This is a genomic window from Rothia sp. HMSC061C12 (assembly GCF_001815755.1).
Lineage (GTDB): Bacteria > Actinomycetota > Actinomycetes > Actinomycetales > Micrococcaceae > Rothia > Rothia mucilaginosa.
Genome location: NZ_KV821869.1, coordinates 1 through 4,637, shown reverse-complemented (window position 1 = coordinate 4,637; position 4,637 = coordinate 1). Strand labels below are relative to the sequence as shown.

At 59.8% G+C, this 4,637-nt stretch carries 3 protein-coding genes; all 3 read left to right on the top strand.

The window, feature by feature from the left end:
• Positions 1 to 250 precede the first annotated feature (250 nt).
• The 3 genes from HMPREF3055_RS06210 to HMPREF3055_RS06200 all read left to right on the top strand — a co-directional run bounded on the left by HMPREF3055_RS06210 (position 251) and on the right by HMPREF3055_RS06200 (position 4,565).
• The gene (locus tag HMPREF3055_RS06210) at positions 251 to 1,105 is read left to right on the top strand and encodes a hypothetical protein (protein WP_070738576.1); all 855 of its coding nucleotides are present in this window, start codon (positions 251 to 253) and stop codon (positions 1,103 to 1,105) included.
• A gap of 211 nt (positions 1,106 to 1,316) precedes the next feature.
• Positions 1,317 to 2,507 carry an efflux RND transporter periplasmic adaptor subunit gene (locus HMPREF3055_RS06205; RefSeq protein WP_049341686.1) on the top strand — a complete coding sequence of 397 codons (1,191 nt, stop codon included), beginning with the start codon at positions 1,317 to 1,319 and terminating at the stop codon, positions 2,505 to 2,507.
• A gap of 9 nt (positions 2,508 to 2,516) precedes the next feature.
• Positions 2,517 to 4,565, top strand: a complete 2,049-nt coding sequence (locus HMPREF3055_RS06200; RefSeq protein WP_049348866.1) for an ABC transporter ATP-binding protein/permease — start codon at positions 2,517 to 2,519, stop codon at positions 4,563 to 4,565.
• Positions 4,566 to 4,637 lie beyond the last annotated feature (72 nt).

Here is a 4,637-nt window from a genome sequence, read left to right as displayed (position 1 = left end):
TGCGGCGTGCCTCCCCAAACGCTATGGTGCAGAATGAGGACGAACACCGCCCCTCCAGCCGTATCCCGATTGAGAAACATACGGCGTGCCATCCCCACCAGAGAGGCGAGGATAAACACCGTCCCCCCTTGCCTCCCCCCCCGGCGCATAGTAGGCTAGTGTTCAAATCATCTTCTCTCAAGGGCAAACAACGAAGAGCCCCTGAACGAGCGGACAAAGATGCAGCTATATTTCACGAGGAAGTGCCCCTATGCGTCGACAGAACACCCTACGAACCCTCGCCGGGGCTCTACTCCCGCTGACCCTGCTGCTTAGCTCCTGCGCATCCGGGCAGCCCAGTGCCGACTCCTCGGCGTCCGCTAACGCTGAGAAGGCGTATAGCGCCTCCAAGAACCCTGATAGTCAAGCTATCGAAAAAGTAGAAAACCTCGCCTCACTTTCTGACAACGTTGTTCGTGCCTACCAGCGCTCCCTGAGCCAGTGCATGGCTGAACGAGGATTCCCGAACTACAAGGTCCCTGCCGGAGAAACTGAAATCCCGCTGCTACAGACCGCTGGTTTCGAACCTCTCACCGTCGCGGATGCCCGCACTCGCGGATACAAAGAGCGCTGGTCTTTGGTAACTGCTGAGCTGGAAGAGCAGAGCCGCACTATGAGCGACGCCGAAATGCAGGCTCTTCACGGCACTGAAGGAAAGGGCGGTTGCCAGCAAGAAGCCACCCGCGCAGTCTTCGGTTCAGAAGAATCCCGCGCGATCATAAAAAAGGTCAACGTCACTGCGGTTCACTACCTTAACAACGACGCAATCTTCAAAGATCTTGGGCCCGCCACCGAGAAGTGGGCACAGTGCATGAAGGAACGCTTCGGAGGCGACTACACGTCTCCGGATATGGCTCGTGAACAGTACCGCCAGAACAACCAAGACACCCACGAACTGGCGATCAACGATGCGACCTGCCGCGAAGCAACCGGGCTAGATGCAGAACAGCGAAAGATGGCTATCGCTTACCTGAGTTCCTTCCTCGAAAAGGAGCAGGGCCTCATCGAGCAGGTGACCACGATCAAGAAAACTGCTGAAGAAAACGCCCGAAAGATTCTGAGCTAATCCTCCGGACTAATCAGACCGGGCTATCCAGACCGGACTAACCAGAACAGGCGTACAGAGTAGCTGCAACGGCTATACCTCGTCACAGCGTATTGTGCCCGGCACGTATCCCCGTGCCGGGCACAAACTAACCCCACACGGCATCGCCGCCCCTAAGCCCAAACGGCACAGACAATAGCGTTCCCGTACGCGCACCCAAAGAAGGGACACCATGAGCGCCACCCCCACCCGCCAGAAGAAAACCCTCTGGCTCTACGGCATTATCGCCCTGCTTCTCATCATCACCGTGGGTACGCTCATCAGCGCCCAAAACATCAAAACCACCGCCCAGAAAGACGCAGAAGCGGCACCCCCGGACCCCTCCACCATCACCGCCACGGTCACCCGCGAAAAACTACGCACCACCGTGCCCCTGACCTGCACCGCGAACTACGCCACCTCAACCCCGCTACGCTACAGCGGCGAAGGACAGTACACCGCAATCACCATCAAACACGGTGACACCGTCGGCAACGGAACCCTCATCGCAGAAGTCAACGGTGAACCTCTCATCACCCTCACCGGCGGCTTCGCGCTCTACCGCGATCTCAAACTCGATGATAGCGGCCCCGACGCCGCACTCCTCAACGAGGCACTGACCGCCATGGGACGTCAGGGCCCGCAGCCCGCGCGCATTACCGAAGACACCTACGAGGCTCTCAACAACCTCCTCGACAGCCTCGGCTACGCGCACGTCAAGACTGACCAGCCCATTCCCGCCCGCTACTTCCTCATCATCAACCGTGCCGGACTCGTCACCGGCAACCCCCGCGCAACCGGCGCTATCGCGGACGGTCCCGTAGCCACCATCGCAGAAGGTAACAAGACTCTCAGCTGCACCGGAACCACCGGCAGGCTCACCCCCGAAGCTCGTAGCGGTCAGAAGGTAACCGTGCCCTCCCTCGGCGATACTGAGTACGTCGCAACCCTCGGCTACAAGAACACTTCTGAAGCTGCTGGCGCCGCAGGCAACAGCCAGGCCGGTCGCCAGGCTAATGGTGCAGAAGGCGCAGCTGGCTCCAACCTCAACGGCGTAGCCGGTGCGGCAGGAGGCACCGAAGGCGAACGCATCCTCACCCTCGACGTAGGGGATAAGGCGGACAGCCTCCGAGGTTCCGTCAACGCGGAACTCACCCTCGAAGAAACCCCCGAAACGCACCTGGTTGTGCCCTCATCGGCGCTCTACACCCGTGACGGACAGACCCGAGTCATCGTGCTCGGCCCCGAAAGCTCCAACGGATCGAAGGCCCGCGAAGAACGCGAGGTAACCGTTACCGTCATCAGCAACGCCAATGGCAAGAACGCCGTCACCGGTGACCTGCACGAAGGCGACAGCGTCAAAATCATGCGCGAGAAAAAGTAGGGAGTAGCCATGACTGACTCCCGCGCTGCTCACGCGCACCCACCAGCCTATAGCGTCGATATTCAGGGAGTGTCCCAGCACTTTATGCAGGGTGACACTCGAATTGACGTGCTCAAAAATATTGACCTGAAAGTCCGCTACGGAGAAGTCGTCGCAATCCTGGGACCGTCCGGCAGCGGCAAATCAACCCTGCTGAACATCCTCGGTCTGCTCAGCACGCCCGCCTCCGGCAGCTACCTGCTGGACGGTACAGACACCGCAACCTTCAACGCGGCACAGCGAGCTGAAGCGCGCCTGGACAGCATCGGTTTCGTCTTCCAGGCGTTCCACCTCATCGAGCATAAGAACGTGTACCGCAACGTTGAGCTACCGCTCATCTACCGTGGTGTCCCCAAGGCAGAACGAGCGCAACGGGTTGCGGATACTCTCGCCCTGCTGGGGCTGAGCCACCGAACGGATGCACCCATCACCACTCTCTCAGGCGGTGAAAAGCAGCGTGTGGCTATTGCTCGTGCGCTCATTGGGGAACCGGCGTTGCTGCTCTGTGATGAGCCGACCGGCTCGCTGGATGAAGAGCTCACCCGTGAAGTGATTGACCTGCTCCGCGAATGTACGGGCGATCAGCAAAGCACGATTGTGATTACCCACGACCCGCTCGTGGCGGAGCACTGCGACCGGGTGCTGCGCATGCACGAGGGGCAGCTCATCGAGCAGAAAGCGCCGCAGCAGGAAGAAACGACCGCTCGTGAGCTTCTGAACCAGCCTAGCTTTACTGAGGAACAAGCATCTAAGCCGCAGGGGAGCGGGCGTGCACCCTGGGCGCTCGCCTCCCTCAAAGAAGCGTGGGACGCTACCGTTCACCGGGTGAGGCGCAATATCTTCACCATGCTTGGTGTGGTTCTGGGTATCGCTTCGCTTGTGCTGACCGTTGGTCTGACCGCCACCATTTCTGGGCAGCTGGCGGACAGCTTCGACATTTTTAGAGCTAAGCACCTGACGATTAGCTCTACCCGAACCGAAGCTATGAGCCGGGCTGAACTTCTGAGCCTAGCGGCAAGCGAGAATTATCGGCGTGTTAGCCAGCTGAACGGAGTGACCGGTACCGCGCTGGTGGATCAGCTGGATGAATCCACCGATATTCAGCGCGGCCCCGACAACTTTGGCGAGCGCGGCGCTAACGTGACGGCGTCCGTCCTTGCTGCAACGCCCACTATCTTTAGCGTGCAGGGTCACGAGCTGGTGTGGGGCCGTACCTTCGATGAGGGGCACGTGGAGCGTAACGATAAGGTCGTGGTGCTCAGCGAAAGCGTGATGCGCCAGCTTGCGCTACCCTATAGCCCCGGAGTTACGGTCTATATTCACGATGAGCCGTACACTGTCATCGGTGTGGTGCGGGAGAATCCCTCGCTGACTCTGTCGTACGGTTCGGTCTACCTGCCTCTGGGTGCGAAGCCTGGTGCCGATGTTGAAAAATCGCAGCCCGCTGCCGGTGGCGGTGCCGTTGCGGCGCAGACCGGTAAGCGTTCCACTCAGATTGTGGTGAGTACTGTTGCCGGTGCCGCAAACCAGATTGCGGAGGAAGCACCGTACGCGCTCTCGCCGGAACGCCCCGCGCTGTATAGCGTGAGTGTTCCGCCGGAGCCGAAGACCCTTCGCGAAGCCGTCGACCAGCAGCAACGCACCATGCTTCTTGCCATGAGCGTTATTACCCTCGTGATTGGTGCAATGGGCATTATGAACACGTTCCTGGTTGCGGTGATGGAGCGTCGCCGTGAGGTGGGTTTGCGTCTGGCTATTGGTATGCGCCCTTCGGGTATTCTGCTGCAGTTCTCGGCGGAGGCGCTGCTGACCGGCATCCTGGGCGCTGTGGCTGGTATTGTGCTGGCGGTTAACGGCATCTCGATTGTGTCTTTGATGAACCGTTGGACGCCGATTATTAGTGCCGACACTATTCTGCTGGGCCTGGGCGCTGGTGCGCTGGTTGGTGTGTTGGCTGGTCTGTACCCGGCGGCGAAGGCTTCGCGTATTGATCCGGCACAGACCCTGGCGGCAGGCTAGTTGTTGAGGAAGGCGTGAAGGTGCGGTGTTCGTCCTCATTCAGCACCATAGCGTTTGGGGAGGCACGCCGCA

Bases quoted from the DNA above. Each gene is read 5' to 3' on its own strand.
- HMPREF3055_RS06200 (WP_049348866.1), top strand. From the start codon at position 2,517: ATGACTGACTCCCGCGCTGCTCACGCGCACCCACCAGCCTATAGCGTC.
- HMPREF3055_RS06210 (WP_070738576.1), top strand. From the start codon at position 251: ATGCGTCGACAGAACACCCTACGAACCCTCGCCGGGGCTCTACTCCCG.
- HMPREF3055_RS06205 (WP_049341686.1), top strand. From the start codon at position 1,317: ATGAGCGCCACCCCCACCCGCCAGAAGAAAACCCTCTGGCTCTACGGC.